We start from the raw sequence: 13,356 nt of genomic DNA, 5'->3' as shown, positions 1-13,356 counted from the left end.
TTTCAAGGAGTGTTAGCCAAGGAGCGAGCGGCCGATGATCTCCTTCATGATCTCGGTGGTCCCGCCGTAGATGGTCTGGATACGTCCGTCGGTGAAGGCCCGGGCGACGCGGTACTCCGTCATGTAGCCGTATCCGCCGTGCAGTTGGAGACAACGGTCGGCTACCCGCTTCTGCAGCTCGGTGGCCCACCACTTGGCCATGGAGGCGTGTACCGCGTCGAGTTCGCCGTTGGAGTGATCGACGATGCAGCGGTCGAGGAACGTCCGGGTGACGGCGCACTCGGTGGCCATCTCGGCTATCTCGAAGCGGATGTGCTGGAGCCTCGCGAGCGGCCGCCCGAAGGCCTCGCGCTCCTTGACGTACTCGGTGGTGATCTCCAGCAGATACTCGGCCGCCGCGATCCCGGCGACGGCGATGCCCATGCGTTCCTGCGCGAGGTTCGTCATCAGATGCACGAAGGCGCCGTTCGGCTCGCCGAGCAGGTTCTCCTTGGGCACGCGCACGTCGTGGAAGAACAGCTCGGCCGTGTCCTGCGACTTCTGGCCGATCTTGTCGAGGTTGCGGCCGCGCTCGAAGCCCTCCATGCCGCGCTCGACGACGAGCAGGGAGAGCCCGTGGGCGCCGCCTTCTGGAGTCGTCTTCGCCACCACGATGACGAGGTCGGCGAGAATGCCGTTCGAGATGAAGGTCTTGGAGCCGTTGAGCAGCCAGTACTCGCCCCGGTCCTCGGCGTGCGTCGTGATGCCCTGGAGGTCGGATCCGGCGCCGGGTTCGGTCATGGCGATCGCCGTGATCAGTGAGCCGTCGCAGAAGCCGGGCAGCCAGCGCCGCTTCTGCTCCTCGGTGGCCAGGCCCGTCAGATACGGCCCGATGATGTCGTTGTGCAGCCCGAGCGCGAGCCCGGCGGCCCCCGCGCGCGTGAACTCCTCGGCGAGGACGGCGCTGTAGCGGAAGTCGTCGGTGCCGCCGCCTCCGTACTCCTCGGGCACGGCGAGCCCGAGGAGCCCCTGCTTCCCGGCGGCCCGCCAGGCGTCGCGCGAGACGATGCCGTCCTTCTCCCACTGCTCGTAATGGGGCAGCACTTCCTTGGCGAGGAAGGTGCGCACGGTCTCCCGGAACGCGTCGTGCTCGGCGGTGAAGATCTGCCGCTTCATCGGTCGCCGTCCTTCGTCAGGTGGGGTACGCCCCAGTCGCGGGCCACCTCCGCCGTGTCGGCGCCCGGCTGGGCGGGGCCACTGCGGACGGCGGTGTGGGTGAGGGAGAAGCGGGGCGCGGGGGCCGGCTGGGTGATGCCGCCGTGGTCGACGAAGGTGCCGCGGGCGGCGAGATGCGGGTGGGTGGGCGCCTCGCGAAGCGACAGAACCGGGGCCACGCACGCGTCCGAGCCCTCGAAGACGGCGGTCCACTCGTCCCTCGTACGGGTCCTGAATCGCGCCGCGACCGCCTCGCGCAGCTCGCCCCAGCGGGCCAGGTCCTTGCGGGCGGGGGCCAGTTCCTCGATGCCGAGCAGTTCCACGAACTCGTCGTAGAACTGCTGCTCGAGGGCGCCCACCGCCATGTACTGCCCGTCGGCCGTCTCGTACGTCCCGTAGTAGGGACAGCCGCCGTCGAGGAGGTTGGCGCCGCGCCGGTCCTGCCAGCCACCGGCGGCGAGCATGCCGTGGATCATCGCGGCGAGGTGGGCGGCACCGTCGACGATGGCCGCGTCCACGACCTGTCCGGCGCCGCTCGCGCGCGCATGGTGCAGGGCGGCGAGGACGCCGACGACGAGGTACAGCGAGCCGCCCGCGTAGTCGCCGACGAGGTTCGCCGGGACCGTGGGCGGCTCCTGCGGCCTGCCGATCATGCCGAGGGTTCCGGTCAGGGCGATGTACGCGATGTCGTGCCCGGCGCGCTGGGCGAGCGGCCCTTCCTGGCCCCAGCCGGTCATACGGCCGTAGACGAGCCTCGGGTTGCGGGCGTGACAGGTCTCGGGGCCCACACCGAGGCGCTCGGCGACGCCGGGGCGGTAGCCCTCGATGAGGATGTCGGCGCGTTCGACCAGGTCGAGGACGCGGGCAGGGCCGTCGTCGGCCTTCAGGTCGATGATCACGGACCGCTTGTTGCGGTTGGTGACGTCGTACTCCGGATTGATCGCGAGCCCGGCGCCACCGGGCCGGTCCACGCGGACGACGTCCGCGCCGAGATCGGCGAGGAGCATGGCGGCGAACGGGCCGGGGCCAATGCCCGCCAGCTCAACCACGCGCACCCCGCCGAGCGGGCCGTGCCCCGGTGTCCCTGCCTCTGCCATCAAGCCCCCAGCACTGTGACACTACTGATGTGACATCAGCGATGTTAAGAACGCGTTCCACGACGGGCAAGCCCTTGACGAGCAAGCGCTTAGTTAAATTACGGGTGGTGAACCGGGCCGAAAGGTGCGGGAAGAGGGGCGGTCAGCGCCCTTCCAGCTCCGCGATCAGCTTCGTCGGCGCGATCGTCCGGTAGCTCTCCTCGACCCATTCGCACAGCAGCTCCGCGGCTGGAGCGCCTTGCTCCGCCAGGGGTATGCGCACCCAGCCGGACTTGCCTAGGCCGTATGCAGCGGGCTCCGCGCCGGGCGACGTCAGCGCGTGGGCGTGCGCCTCCTCGTCCTTGAGCTTCACCGTCACACCGAGCGGATGACTGCCGTCGTCGACGCCGAGGAACACGAACACCTTCTTGTTGACCTTGGCGACGGTCTCACCCCAGGGGAACTCCTCGGTGGCGACGGGCAGCCCGAGGGCGAACTCGCGCACCATCTCCCACTTTTTCAGGGCGTTCCTCGGCACGGCCACGGCTACCTCCGACCTGTCTGTTCGGCTGCTCGTACCTCACGCTAGCCTCAGCCACCGACAACGGCGCTTCGCGCATGGCAGTGGGGGCCCCACCCGCTCGAGCGCAGCCGAGAGTGGGGGAGTGTCATGAGCAGGCCAAACGGGACCGACCGCACGTACGACATCGTGCTCTTCGGAGCCACGGGGTTCGTCGGGGAACTCACCGCGGAGTACCTCGCCGCGCACGCGCCCGAAGGGCTGCGGTGGGCGATCGCGGGGCGCAGCGCGCAGAAGCTGGAGCGGCTTCGGGAGCGGCTCGACGGCGCGCCCGGTGTGCTCCTGGCGGACGTGTCCGACGCGCGGTCGCTGCGTGAACTCGCCCGCCACGCGCGCGTGGTGGCCACGACGGTGGGGCCGTACATCACGTACGGCGAGGAACTGGTGGCCGCCTGCGCGGACGCCGGGACCGACTACGTGGACCTCACGGGTGAACCCGAGTTCGTGGACCTGATGTACGTCCGGCACGACGCCCGGGCCCGGGAAACCGGGGCGCGGCTCGTGCACTCCTGCGGTTTCGACTCGATTCCGCACGACCTGGGCGCGTACTTCACGGTGAAGCAGCTTCCCGAGGGGGTGCCGCTGCAGGTCGACGGATTCGTGCGCACCCAGGCGATGTTCTCGGGCGGCACCTTCGCCTCCGCGCTCACCCAGTTCTCCCGCGGGCGGCACCTGCTGGCCGCGGCGCGGGACCGCAGGCGGCACGAGCCGCGGCTGATGGGGCGGCGGGCGCAGGCGCCACTGAGCGCTCCGCGGTTCGCCAGGGAGGTCGGTGCGTGGGCGCTGCCGTTGCCCACGATCGACGCCCAGGTGGTGCAGCGGTCCGCGCGGGCCCTGGAGCGGTACGGGCCCGACTTCCGCTACCGCCATTACGCGGCCGTCGAGCGGCTGCCGTTCGCCGTGGGCGGGGTCGCCGCGGTGAGCGCGGTGTTCGCCGCGGCCCAGCTGCCGCCCGCGCGCCGCTGGTTGTCCGAGCGGGTCAAGCCCGGGGAGGGGCCGAGTGCCGCGCGGCGCGCGAAGAGCTGGTTCTCGGTGCGGTTCGTGGGCGAGGGCGGCGGCCGACGCGTGTTCACGGAGGTCTCGGGCGGCGACCCCGGCTACGACGAGACCGCCAAGATGCTCGCGGAGTCGGCGTTGTCCCTCGCCTTCGACGACCTGCCGAAGACGTCCGGGCAGGTCACGTCGGCGGTGGCGATGGGCGACGCGCTGACCGACCGCCTCCGCGCGGCGGGGATCACCTTCCGGGTGGCCGCTGTTCTGTAGCGGCCCGTCAGGACGCCCAACCCGTGACCGTGTAGATCATCCCGCCTATCCAGGCGAGTCCGGCGATCACGGCGAGGACCAGTGCGGCCGTCACCGCTCGCTCAATGGGCTGGGTCGGGTTGGCCACGGGCTTCGGTGCGCGGTGCGTCGTCATGCGGCACAGCCTGCCGATCACGAGGGTGCCATCACATCCGTACGGCTACTCAGAACACGTACTCAGTCAACGGGCGACGTACGTCAGGGGGTTGCTTCCTGGAGCGCCCGTCTGCAGAGGGAGTCCGCCCTTCGGGTGGACTCCGGGAGGCGGTACTCAGGGGTGAGCGCGAGCGTGTGCGCGCACGCGTTGTCGAGGCTCACCCGGTGACCCACGGACACGAACACCGGCTTGACGCCGTCCCGTGTGCGCAGCACGCGGCCGACCTCCTCGGCACCCGCGGGTCCCTGCGCGAGGAGCGGGGAGGCGCTGCCACGCCGGGCGTCCGGCTCCTCGTAGGAGAAGGTGAACGGGTTCTTGGCCACGCCGATCGTGGGGAGCCCGGTGAGGACGCCCAGGTGGCTGGCGAGGCCGAAGCGGCGCGGGTGAGCCAGGCCGTAGCCGTCGCAGACGACCAGGCCGGGCGCGCAGGGCAGGGCGTCGAGGGCGGCCAGGACGGTCGGGATCTCGCGGAAGGCCAGCAGCCCGGGAACGTAGGGGAAGGAGACCTGTCCGACGGCGGTGGCCTCGGCGACGACGTCGAGGGTCGCCGCGTCGAGCACCACGGCCGCCGCCACGACGAGGTCCCGGTCGTCGTCGTAGGCGACATCGACCCCGGTCACCCGGCCGCTGCCGGGCGGCGGGCCCGGCTCGTCGAGCGCGACGCGCCCCCGCAACTCGTCCTGCGCGGCACGCGCCTGCTCTTCGGTGGCGGGCCAGCCCGCCGGAATCCTCACGGTCCTCATGGTGGGGACGAGCCTAGGGCCTGTCGGCCAGGGGTAGGCTCGTGATCATGTTCGTACTGGAGCTGACCTACACCGCGCCGCTCGAGGCCGTCGACGCCGTGCACGAAGCGCATGTCGCCTGGCTCGGCGAGCACTACGCCGCGGGTGTCTTCCTCGCTTCCGGGCGCAAGAACCCCCGCGACGGCGGGGTGATCCTCGCCGTCGCGGGGGGTCGTCCACAGATCGAACAGATCGCGGCGGGCGACCCGTTCGTCCTCGCGGGAGTGTGCGCGTACCGCATCACGGAGTTCGTGGCCACGAAGACGGCGCCCGCCCTCGATCAGTACCGCGAGACGCTCGGCTGAGCCGGGCGTCCGTACTCAGCCCTTATTGCCCAGAGCCCGCTTGAGCTGGCTCTTGTTCATGTCCGAACGGCCGTGGATGTTGCGCTTCTTGGCCTCCTCGTAGAGCTGGTCGTAGGTGGGTCCCTCGGAACCCGAGTGCGAGCGCTGGCCACCGCGTTTGCTGGACGACATGTCCTGGGTGGAGGTACGGCTCGCCGTCTTGGACTCGCCCGAACGGGCACGTTCCTTGTTCACGGTCCGTGCGGCGATCTCCTTGGCGCGCTCGGTGCTCTCTCCGCGGTCCTGAGCACTGTCCTTGATGTGCTCGTACTGGCGTTCCCGCTTTGAGCTGGAGCCACGGGGCATAACTGCTCACTTCCTTTCTTCGCGTGGGACGAGTACCCCTGTCCAACGCAAACACGGCACTCTCTCCGCCGCACGGCGAGCGGCAGCTCACGGCTCCAGGCGTGCCACCCGGCCCTTCTCTCCCGAGGCCCAGCAGCCAAGGTCCTGGGCGCAGTCCACGGTGTCGTACGAGCCGGTGTCGACGGTGTGCCAGGTGCTGCCGCCGTCCGTGGTCACGTCGGTACCGGTGGGGCCGACGGCGAGCGCGGCGGTGCGGCTGTGCGGGAACCAGGTGACACCGGAGCGGTAGGCGGGCGGGGGCTGGGCGGCGGGCGACCAGGTGCGCCCGCCGTCGGGGGTGAGTGCCGCCGCCCGGGGTGAGGTCTGGTCGGCTCGGTAGTCGCCGCCGACCGCGAGTCCGTGGGTGCGGTCGCGGAAGGCGAGGGCGAAGACGCCGCGCGCCGGGTCGCCGGCCGGGATCGGCGTGTCGGCGGCGGTCCACGTCAGTCCGCGATCCGAGGAGTGCAGCACGCGCGCGCGTGCGCCTCCGCCGGTCGCCAGCCACACATCGCGCGACCCCGAACTGACCAGGCACTGCCCGCTCGCCGCGAAGCCCGCCTCGCCGTCCTGCGCGGCGGGCATCCCGTCGCTGGGCAGCACCGTCCAGGACCGGCCACCGTCACTGGTCGACAGGATGCGGAACTTGCCGTCCACCGGATCGCTCATCGCCAGGCCGTGGCGCCGGTCGAAGAAGGTGAGGCAGTCGTAGAAGGCCTTCGCGTCGGTGTTGCGGAACGACTCCGTCCAGGTCGCGCCGCCGTCGTCGGTCCTCAGGACACGGGAGGCCTCACCCTCGCCGATGGCCAGCACCACCGCCCGCCGCGCGTCGAACGCCTCGATGTCACGGAACTCCAGGTCCGCGCTGTTGGGCGGCGAGACGTTTCGCCAGTCGGCGCCGCCGTCGGTCGTGCGCAGCACGATGCCCTTCGAGCCGGCCACCCAGGCCGTGTCCCGGCTGACGGCCGACAGTCCGCGCAGCCGTACGTCGGTGCCGCTGTCCGTCAGGCCCCAGTGCGGGGCCTTCGCCGCCTCGTGCGCCTGCGCGGGCACCGCCGCCGCGAGCGCGGTCGTGAGCGCGAACGCGCACAGTCCCACGGCGACCGTCCGACTCATACGTCTCGACTTCCCCAAGCCCCTCATGGCGGGCGAAGCTAGTCCACTCCCCCGGTGCCGTCCAGATGGCGTCGTCCGGGAACCCGGAGGCCTCGACTGAGTGTCCTCTCGGATGTCCGGCGAGCAAGGGGCGAAAAATGGATCACCAAGTGGATCACCTCACTGCATGAACTCGGTGACAGAGGTCACTCGGGTTTCAGGTGCACGCACTGGCTCGTTTCTTCGTCTCTTCAATTGACCGGTCCCATCCGCCCGGAGTTCGTCCAGCCGTCCCAAGGGAGCAAGGCGTTGTCCACCGTCATCGAGCAGCCCGTAGAGGCCCGCCTCGTCGCCGCCGCGCCGCGGATGCCGAGCATTCCCGCAACGCTCCACTACGACCGGAGCGATCCCTTCGCGGTCCGTATGACCTTCCCCGCGCCGGCCACGCTGGAGGGCGTGGAGGTCTGCTGGACCTTCGCGCGTGAGCTGCTCGCGTCCGGCCTCGAGGAGTCGGTGGGCCGGGGCGACGTACGGGTGCGGCCGTACGGCTACGACCGCACCGTGCTGGAGTTCCACGCCCCCGAGGGCACCGCCGTGGTGCATGTGCGCTCGGGTGAGGTGCGGGACTTCCTGCAGCGCACGACGGAGCTGGTGCCCGTCGGCCTCGAGCACCTCCAGGTGGACCTGGACCAGGATCTGGCGGAGCTCATGCGGGGCACCTGCTGAGCGGCGCCCTCAGCGGCTGTTCCCCATGAGGGTGTTGAGCTCGGCATAGTCGAGCCCGTCGGTCAGCGAGTCGTAGGTCCCCGCGCTCAGCAGCTCCCGCGCGGCGCGCCGGACCACGGCATGCGCCGCCTGGGCGATGCCCGAACCCGCGCTGATCCGGGCGACACCGAGCGCGGCCAGCTCGGCGACGGACGGCGCGCCCGGACCCACCATCACGTTCAGCGGCGCTTCGACGCCCTCGACGAGTGCCTTCACGGTCACCGGATCGACGGCTCCGGGGACGAAGACACCGTCGGCTCCGGCGGCGAGGAAGGCCGCGGCCCGCTCCAAGGTCTCCTCGATCCCGCCCACGCCCCGCAGAAACGTGTCGATGCGGGCGTTGACGTACAGCGGCACGCCGGCCCCGTCGGCGGCCGCCCTGGCCGCGGCGATGCGCTCGGACTGCTCGGCGACCGGGCGCAACGGCGCGGTGCCGTCGTACAGCGCGTCCTCGATGTTCACCCCGACGGCGCCCGCCGCGAGCACCGCGCGGATCGTGCCTCCGACGCCCTGGGCGTCCCGCGCGTAGCCGCTCTCGATGTCCGCGCTGACGGGCACGCGGACCACGGCTGCGATCCGTCCCACCGCCTCGATCGCCCTGTCCCCGTCGAGCCGGTCACCGTCCGCCGCCCCGAGTTCCCAGGCGAGTCCCGCGCTGGTGGTCGCCACGGCGGACGCGCCCGCCTCCTCGACGATCCTGGCGCTCGCCGTGTCCCAGGCGTTCGGGAGCACGAGCGGGGTGCCGGGCACGTGCAGGGCACGGAAGGCGAGGGCGGTTTCGCGAAGGGGGTTCTGGTTCGTCATGGGGCCGAGCCAACCATCGGACGGTAGTCGGGTCTGGCGGAAATTCGACATGTACGTGGGACGCGGGCGCCCGCGGCGAGCTGGCGAGCTGGCGAGCTGGCGAGCTGGCGAGCTGGCGAGCTGGCGAGCTGGCGAGCTGGCGAGCTGGCGAGAGGACTCTGGGGCCTCAGCTCCCCGTGGCCGCCTCCGCCGACGCCGCGATCGCCGCCGTACGCACCTCCTGGATGATCTTCTTCAGGGCCGGAGCCGCCGCGGCGCCGCGTTCGGTCAGTTCGTCGATGCGGTCCCTGGCCCATACGAAGGCCGGGACTTCGGCGGCGACGGCAAGGGCGACGAGGGCCGCGTCACGGTCGCAGACATCGGCGACGGGCCGCGGGCCTTCCAGCACCTGCCGGGCCTCCGCGCGCAGTGCGTCCACGGCGGACGCCCGCTCCATCCCGTATCCCGTGGATGGGAAGAGCCCGAGGATCCGCTTGCGCTCCGTCCGGAGAAATCCCTCGGCCGCCAGCTGCGCGCATACGGCGTCCAGGGTGACGCGAGCCCGCGGCGTCACCCATTCCCCCCATGTCCGCGGCCGGGACTCCTCGACGAGTTCCAGGAGCCCGTCGAGGACGACGTCCCCCGCGCGGGAGTCGGGGTCGACGGGGGTGACGATGCCGTCGTCGTCGATGAGCAGTCCGCGCTGGGCGAGTTCGGTGAGGGCGCCGGCGCGCACCAGAAGGTGAAGCGGGGCCGTGCCGGTGGCCTCGAGCCGCGAGGTGTCCCAGGCGAGGAGGCAGAGCCGGGCGGGCAGCGAGAGCGGGCCGTTCGGCACGGGATCTCCTTCGCGTCGTCGGGGCACGTTAATCCTTTGACAGCCTCCAGGGCCGCCCCTAGCGTGTTCAGCGGTCCTGTTGCCGTCGATTGGAGAAGGACGTTGCTCGTCTGAGGTCTGAGACACCGCGTCACACACAGCCTGCTCTGCCTGGCGTCCGTGTGCGCAGCGTGCGACCTCGGTGTACGAGCCGTCCTCCGGTGCGGGGCCTTTCCGTTGCCCTCCGAACTGGATCGTCGTCACCTCGCGGTGTCCCGAACGCGTGCTCCTGACCGCATCCAGCAACCGCGAGGCCCTCATGTCTACCTTCCCCACATCCATCACCTGTACCTCCCTCTCCTTCGCGTGGCCCGACGGCACCGCCGTCTTCGACGACCTCCAGGTCGCCTTCGGCCCCGGCAGGACCGGGCTCGTCGGTATCAACGGATCAGGAAAGTCAACGTTGTTGAAGCTGATCGCCGACGAGCTCATCCCGACCGACGGCACCGTCCGGGTCGCGGGCGAGGTCGGTTATCTGCCGCAGAACGTCGCGCTCGACACCGGTCTGAGGGTCGACGAGGCGCTCGGCATCTCCGCCACCCGCGCCGCGCTGCACGCCATCGAGGCGGGCGACGTGGCCGAGGAGCACTTCGACGTCGTCGGCGACGACTGGGACGTCGAGGAGCGGGCGCTCGCGACGCTCGGCGAACTCGGGCTCGGCCACATCGCGTTGGACCGCACCATCGGCGAGGTGTCGGGCGGCGAGTCGGTGCTGCTGCGCCTGGCCGCGCTCCTGCTGCGCCGACCCGACGTACTCCTGCTCGACGAGCCCACCAACAACCTCGACCTGTACGCGCGACGGCGGCTCTACGCGGCCGTCGAGGCGTGGTCCGGGGTCATGGTCGTGGTCAGCCACGACCGCGAACTCCTCGACCTGGTGGACCAGATCGCCGATCTGCGCTCCGGGGAGGTCACCTGGTACGGCGGCACCTTCTCCGCGTACGAGGAGGCGCTCGCCGGTGAACAGGAGGCGGCGGAGCGCATGGTGCGCGTCGCGGAGGCCGACCTGAAGAAACAGAAGCGCGAACTGGTCGACGCGCAGGTGAAGTTGGCCCGTCGCAAGCGGTACGGCCAGAAGATGTTCGAGCAGAAGCGCGAGCCGAAGATCGTCATGGGTGCGCGCAAGCGGGCGGCCCAGGAGTCCGCGGGCAAGCACCGCATCATGCACGAGGAGAAGCTCGCCGAGGCGAAGGAGCGGCTCGGCGACGCGGTGGAGGCCGTACGGGACGACGACGAGATCCGCGTCGATCTGCCGTACACCGCGGTGCCGCCCGGCCGCACCGTACTCACCCTGGAGAACCTGAAGCTGAGGTACGGCGCCCGCGTGGACGGCGTGTTCGAGCTGCGCGGGCCGGAACGGATCGCGCTGATCGGACGCAACGGCGCGGGCAAGACGACACTGCTGCGCACGATCGCCGGGGAGCTGGAGGCGGTGGCCGGCGAGGCGCGCGCCCATGTGCCGCTGCGGTTTCTGCCACAGCGGCTCGATGTCCTCGACGACGAGTCGACCGTCGCCGAGAACGTGGCCCGGTACGCCCCTTCCGCCACCAACAACCGGATCCGGGCGCGGCTGGCCCGGTTCCTGTTCAAGGGGGCGAAGGCCGACCAGCGGGCGGCGACGCTCTCCGGAGGCGAGCGCTTCCGTGCCGCGCTCGCCGCGCTGATGCTGGCCGAGCCCGCGCCCCAGCTCCTGATGCTCGACGAGCCGACGAACAACCTCGACATGGCGAGCGTCCGCCAGCTCACCACAGCCCTGGACTCCTATGAGGGCGGCCTGATCGTCGCCAGCCATGACGTGCCGTTCCTGAAGTCGATCGGAATCACGCGCTGGCTGCTCCTGGAAGGAGGAGAACTGAAAGAAATCGCTCCGGAAACTGTCGGGTCTCCCGCCTAGTGCCGGGCCCGGGGACGGCCTAGCGTCGGGTGCAGGTGTTTGCCCGACGTCAGGCCGGGGGCTTTTGCGCGCGCGAGCAGCGCTGCATGATGTGCGCCGACACCCCCTGCCGATTCGGAGATCTTCCCGTGCCCAGCCAGAAAGCCCTCATCCGCAGGCCCAGTCCCCGTCTCGCCGAGGGGCTGGTGACGCACATCGAGCGTGCCACGGTGGACGTCGACCTGGCGGTCGAGCAGTGGGAGGCGTACGCGGAGGCGCTGCGCACCCACGACTGGGAGACCGTCGAGGTGGACCCGGCGGACGACTGCCCGGACTCCGTGTTCGTCGAGGACACCGTGGTCGTCTTCCGCAACGTCGCCCTGATCTCCCGCCCCGGCGCCGAGTCCCGGCGCGGCGAGACGGCCGCGGTCGAGGAGGCCGTGGCCCGCCTGGGCTGCTCGGTGAACTGGGTCTGGGAGCCGGGCACGCTTGACGGCGGTGACATCCTGAAGGTCGGTGACACGGTGTACGTGGGCCGCGGAGGGCGTACCAACGCGGCCGGGGTCCAGCAGCTGCGGGCGGCCTTCGAACCGCTCGGGGCGCGGGTCGTCGCCGTACCCGTGAGCAAGGTGCTGCACCTGAAGTCGGCGGTCACCGCGCTGCCCGACGGGACGGTTATCGGCCACGAGCCGCTGGTGGACAACGCGTCGCTGTTCCCGCGTTTCCTGCCGGTGCCGGAGGAGTCCGGCGCGCACGTGGTGCTCCTGGGCGGCGGAAAGCTTCTGATGGCGGCGAGCGCCCCGAAGACGGCGGAGCTGTTCGCGGACCTCGGCCATGACCCGGTCCTCGTGGATATCAGCGAGTTCGAGAAGCTCGAAGGCTGTGTGACATGTCTCTCGGTACGACTTCGGGAGCTGCACGGCTGAACAAGTGATCGTGACCCATTCGGCGCTGGGACCTGGGCTTCCGGGAAGCGGCCCGGGCGCGTCCCTGAGACTGCGCGGATTCCCTTCGGAACCGCCGCTGATCAGGGGGTCTTTACAGCACACTTAACCTACGGTTTCGTAACCTACGGATACGTAGCCTACGATGCCGTAGGTTTCTCCCCCGCTTGGCATACACGTCCCCCTGGAGCATCTGTGACGATCACTTCTCCGCACCTCGCCAGCCCGTCCACCGCCTGGACCGACGCTCGGCTGCTGTACGCGTTGGAAGAAGTGGTCGAGACGGAGCTCAATCGCCACCTGAAGGTGGCCAAGGACTGGATGCCGCACGAGTACGTGCCGTGGAACGACGCCCGTAACTTCCCCGGTCTCTTCGAAGACGGCGAGGCCTGGGACAAGGAGCAGTCCAAGGTCACCGAGATCGGCCGGATCGCGCTGGTCGTCAACCTCCTCACCGAGGACAACCTCCCCAGCTACCACCACGAGATCGCCTCGCTCTTCGGCCGTGACGGCGCCTGGGGCACCTGGGTGCACCGCTGGACGGCGGAGGAGGGTCGGCACGGCATCGTGATGCGCGACTACCTGCTCGCCTCCCGCGCCGTCGACCCGGACAAGCTCGAAGAGTTCCGCATGCAGCACATGAGCGAGGGCTTCGAGTCGGACAACCGCCACTCGATGCTGCACTCCGTGGCGTACGTCGCCTTCCAGGAGCTGGCCACCCGCATCTCGCACCGCAACACCGGTCACCAGTCGGGTGACCCGATCTGCGACCGCATGCTGGCGCGCATCGCGACGGACGAGAACCTGCACATGGTCTTCTACCGCAACCTCCTGAAGGCCTCGTTCGAACTGGCTCCCGACCTGACCATGCAGGCCGTGCGCGATGTCGTCGTCAACTTCCGGATGCCCGGTCACGGCATGCCCGGCTTCGAGCGCGCCGCCGCGCAGATGGCCATCGGCGAGGTCTACAACATGCGCATCCACCACGACGACGTGCTGCAGCCCGTGCTGCGTCACCTCAAGGTCCTCGAGATGGACGGCCTCGGCCCCGAGGGCCTGAAGGCTCAGGAGGAGCTCGGCTTCTTCATGGGCGGTCTGGACGCGGAGGCCTCGAAGTTCGACGCGAAGCTCGCCGCCCGCAAGGCGCGCATGGCGGCACGCGCGGGCGCGTAGTCCCACGGTTTCCTCCTGCGCCGTCACCTGGTCCAGCGCCGCGTCCCCCACGTCGGCCACCGGGTGGCGGCG

The 13,356-nt window shown here is 70.5% G+C and carries 15 protein-coding genes; 6 read left to right on the top strand and 9 right to left on the bottom strand.

What is annotated here, in order from left to right:
* Positions 1 to 12: 12 nt before the first annotated feature.
* The 3 genes from AB0D27_RS04060 to AB0D27_RS04050 all read right to left on the bottom strand — a co-directional run bounded on the left by AB0D27_RS04060 (position 13) and on the right by AB0D27_RS04050 (position 2,814).
* Positions 13 to 1,155: an acyl-CoA dehydrogenase family protein gene (locus tag AB0D27_RS04060; protein ID WP_362501751.1), complete on the bottom strand. Its 1,143-nt coding sequence runs from the start codon at positions 1,153 to 1,155 to the stop codon at positions 13 to 15.
* Complete coding sequence (locus AB0D27_RS04055) at positions 1,152 to 2,291, bottom strand: CaiB/BaiF CoA-transferase family protein (RefSeq protein WP_362501749.1); 1,140 nt, start codon at positions 2,289 to 2,291, stop codon at positions 1,152 to 1,154. Before AB0D27_RS04055 ends, AB0D27_RS04060 begins: the two co-directional genes overlap by 4 nt.
* A gap of 142 nt (positions 2,292 to 2,433) precedes the next feature.
* Positions 2,434 to 2,814: an MmcQ/YjbR family DNA-binding protein gene (locus AB0D27_RS04050; protein ID WP_362501748.1), complete on the bottom strand. Its 381-nt coding sequence runs from the start codon at positions 2,812 to 2,814 to the stop codon at positions 2,434 to 2,436.
* Positions 2,815 to 2,940: 126 nt separating this feature from the next.
* Between AB0D27_RS04050 and AB0D27_RS04045 the strand changes: the two genes are divergently transcribed.
* Positions 2,941 to 4,113 (top strand): saccharopine dehydrogenase NADP-binding domain-containing protein, encoded by a 1,173-nt coding sequence (locus tag AB0D27_RS04045; RefSeq protein WP_362501746.1) that lies wholly within the window; start codon positions 2,941 to 2,943, stop codon positions 4,111 to 4,113.
* Between the two features lie 7 nt (positions 4,114 to 4,120).
* Here the strand turns inward: AB0D27_RS04045 and AB0D27_RS04040 are convergent, their stop codons facing one another.
* Both AB0D27_RS04040 and AB0D27_RS04035 read right to left on the bottom strand, forming a co-directional pair.
* Positions 4,121 to 4,267 (bottom strand): hypothetical protein, encoded by a 147-nt coding sequence (locus AB0D27_RS04040; RefSeq protein ID WP_362501744.1) that lies wholly within the window; start codon positions 4,265 to 4,267, stop codon positions 4,121 to 4,123.
* 83 nt (positions 4,268 to 4,350) lie between these two features.
* Positions 4,351 to 5,052: an endonuclease V gene (locus AB0D27_RS04035; protein ID WP_362501742.1), complete on the bottom strand. Its 702-nt coding sequence runs from the start codon at positions 5,050 to 5,052 to the stop codon at positions 4,351 to 4,353.
* Positions 5,053 to 5,099: 47 nt separating this feature from the next.
* Here AB0D27_RS04035 and AB0D27_RS04030 point away from each other — a divergent pair, with 47 nt between their 5' ends.
* Positions 5,100 to 5,396 carry a YciI family protein gene (locus tag AB0D27_RS04030; protein WP_362501740.1) on the top strand — a complete coding sequence of 99 codons (297 nt, stop codon included), beginning with the start codon at positions 5,100 to 5,102 and terminating at the stop codon, positions 5,394 to 5,396.
* A 15-nt stretch (positions 5,397 to 5,411) separates the two neighbouring features.
* Here the strand turns inward: AB0D27_RS04030 and AB0D27_RS04025 are convergent, their stop codons facing one another.
* A complete protein-coding gene (locus AB0D27_RS04025; RefSeq protein WP_362501738.1) occupies positions 5,412 to 5,741 on the bottom strand; it encodes a plasmid stabilization protein in 330 nt (109 codons plus the stop codon).
* An 87-nt stretch (positions 5,742 to 5,828) separates the two neighbouring features.
* Positions 5,829 to 6,893 carry an oxidoreductase gene (locus AB0D27_RS04020; RefSeq protein ID WP_362501736.1) on the bottom strand — a complete coding sequence of 355 codons (1,065 nt, stop codon included), beginning with the start codon at positions 6,891 to 6,893 and terminating at the stop codon, positions 5,829 to 5,831.
* A gap of 288 nt (positions 6,894 to 7,181) precedes the next feature.
* Here AB0D27_RS04020 and AB0D27_RS04015 point away from each other — a divergent pair, with 288 nt between their 5' ends.
* Entirely contained in the window at positions 7,182 to 7,598 is a 417-nt protein-coding gene (locus AB0D27_RS04015) for an SsgA family sporulation/cell division regulator (protein WP_362501896.1), read from the top strand.
* Positions 7,599 to 7,607: 9 nt separating this feature from the next.
* Here the strand turns inward: AB0D27_RS04015 and AB0D27_RS04010 are convergent, their stop codons facing one another.
* Both AB0D27_RS04010 and AB0D27_RS04005 read right to left on the bottom strand, forming a co-directional pair.
* Positions 7,608 to 8,441 (bottom strand): isocitrate lyase/phosphoenolpyruvate mutase family protein, encoded by an 834-nt coding sequence (locus AB0D27_RS04010; RefSeq protein WP_362501734.1) that lies wholly within the window; start codon positions 8,439 to 8,441, stop codon positions 7,608 to 7,610.
* A 166-nt stretch (positions 8,442 to 8,607) separates the two neighbouring features.
* Positions 8,608 to 9,255 carry a GPP34 family phosphoprotein gene (locus tag AB0D27_RS04005; protein WP_362501732.1) on the bottom strand — a complete coding sequence of 216 codons (648 nt, stop codon included), beginning with the start codon at positions 9,253 to 9,255 and terminating at the stop codon, positions 8,608 to 8,610.
* Between the two features lie 298 nt (positions 9,256 to 9,553).
* On the opposite strand from AB0D27_RS04005, the gene AB0D27_RS04000 reads away from it, so the two are divergent.
* The 3 genes from AB0D27_RS04000 to AB0D27_RS03990 all read left to right on the top strand — a co-directional run bounded on the left by AB0D27_RS04000 (position 9,554) and on the right by AB0D27_RS03990 (position 13,284).
* Positions 9,554 to 11,188 carry an ABC-F family ATP-binding cassette domain-containing protein gene (locus AB0D27_RS04000; protein WP_362501730.1) on the top strand — a complete coding sequence of 545 codons (1,635 nt, stop codon included), beginning with the start codon at positions 9,554 to 9,556 and terminating at the stop codon, positions 11,186 to 11,188.
* A gap of 128 nt (positions 11,189 to 11,316) precedes the next feature.
* Positions 11,317 to 12,093, top strand: coding sequence for a dimethylargininase (ddaH, locus tag AB0D27_RS03995; RefSeq protein WP_362501728.1), 777 nt, complete (start codon positions 11,317 to 11,319; stop codon positions 12,091 to 12,093).
* 213 nt (positions 12,094 to 12,306) lie between these two features.
* On the top strand, positions 12,307 to 13,284 hold the full coding sequence (locus AB0D27_RS03990) for an acyl-ACP desaturase (RefSeq protein WP_362501726.1): 978 nt from the start codon (positions 12,307 to 12,309) through the stop codon (positions 13,282 to 13,284).
* Positions 13,285 to 13,356: the final 72 nt, after the last annotated feature.

The organism is Streptomyces sp. NPDC048415 (genome assembly GCF_040651675.1).
Lineage (GTDB): Bacteria > Actinomycetota > Actinomycetes > Streptomycetales > Streptomycetaceae > Streptomyces.
Note: the sequence above shows the minus strand (reverse complement) of the source record. Positions and strands in the feature narration are given on the sequence as shown.

Bases quoted from the DNA above. Each gene is read 5' to 3' on its own strand.
- AB0D27_RS04055 (WP_362501749.1), bottom strand. From the start codon at position 2,291: ATGGCAGAGGCAGGGACACCGGGGCACGGCCCGCTCGGCGGGGTGCGC.
- AB0D27_RS04035 (WP_362501742.1), bottom strand. From the start codon at position 5,052: ATGAGGACCGTGAGGATTCCGGCGGGCTGGCCCGCCACCGAAGAGCAG.
- AB0D27_RS04040 (WP_362501744.1), bottom strand. From the start codon at position 4,267: ATGACGACGCACCGCGCACCGAAGCCCGTGGCCAACCCGACCCAGCCC.
- AB0D27_RS04045 (WP_362501746.1), top strand. From the start codon at position 2,941: ATGAGCAGGCCAAACGGGACCGACCGCACGTACGACATCGTGCTCTTC.
- AB0D27_RS04060 (WP_362501751.1), bottom strand. From the start codon at position 1,155: ATGAAGCGGCAGATCTTCACCGCCGAGCACGACGCGTTCCGGGAGACC.
- AB0D27_RS04000 (WP_362501730.1), top strand. From the start codon at position 9,554: ATGTCTACCTTCCCCACATCCATCACCTGTACCTCCCTCTCCTTCGCG.
- AB0D27_RS04010 (WP_362501734.1), bottom strand. From the start codon at position 8,441: ATGACGAACCAGAACCCCCTTCGCGAAACCGCCCTCGCCTTCCGTGCC.
- AB0D27_RS04025 (WP_362501738.1), bottom strand. From the start codon at position 5,741: ATGCCCCGTGGCTCCAGCTCAAAGCGGGAACGCCAGTACGAGCACATC.
- AB0D27_RS04020 (WP_362501736.1), bottom strand. From the start codon at position 6,893: ATGAGTCGGACGGTCGCCGTGGGACTGTGCGCGTTCGCGCTCACGACC.
- AB0D27_RS04030 (WP_362501740.1), top strand. From the start codon at position 5,100: ATGTTCGTACTGGAGCTGACCTACACCGCGCCGCTCGAGGCCGTCGAC.